Origin of the sequence: Marinobacter sp. EN3, from assembly GCF_000475315.1 — a bacterium.
In the GTDB taxonomy this organism is placed as follows: domain Bacteria; phylum Pseudomonadota; class Gammaproteobacteria; order Pseudomonadales; family Oleiphilaceae; genus Marinobacter; species Marinobacter nauticus.
In genome coordinates, this window is the sequence record NZ_AXCC01000078.1 from 1 (window position 1) to 574 (window position 574).

Below are 574 nucleotides of genomic sequence, written 5' to 3' on the forward strand. Positions count from 1 at the left end.
CGCGGTTTTAGTGATAATCTCTTCCAGATCCTTTTCTGGATCGGTTTCACCATGGGTGCGGTCGCCATAGGTGGATTCACACACCAAAACATCGGCATGACTGATGGGCTCTGGCGGGCGCATGATGATGTCGTCCTGGCGCCCTACATCCCCACTGAACACCACGGTGCGCGATGAACTCTTGTGCGTAACATGTACGCAGGAGGAACCCAGGATATGCCCGGCCGGGGTGAACTGAACCTCAAAACCCTTCACCGGCTCGAATTTCTCGTGGTAGTGCAACGATTCAAAGTGTTTCAGAGCTTCCCAGGCATCTTTCTCGGTAAACAGTGGTTCCGGTTTTTCATGCTTTGAGAACTTTTTCCGAAATGCGTACTTGGCATCCTCTTCTTGCAGGAAGCCGGCATCGGGGAGCAATACTTTGCAGAGCTCGTGGGTGGCCTTGGTGCAGTAGATCTTGCCTTTGAAGCCATTCTTCACCAACGCTGGAAGATAACCGGAATGGTCAATGTGCGCGTGGGTGAGGACAACCGCATCGATGGTGGAAGGGTCCACCGGAAACTTGGCCCAGTTT

Annotated in this window: 1 protein-coding gene; it reads right to left on the reverse strand. The window is 53.1% G+C overall.

All coding sequences use genetic code 11. From position 1 onward, the window contains the following. The coding region (locus tag Q675_RS36325) for an MBL fold metallo-hydrolase (protein ID WP_023012143.1) at nucleotides 1-574 on the reverse strand (574 nt) is incomplete at both ends.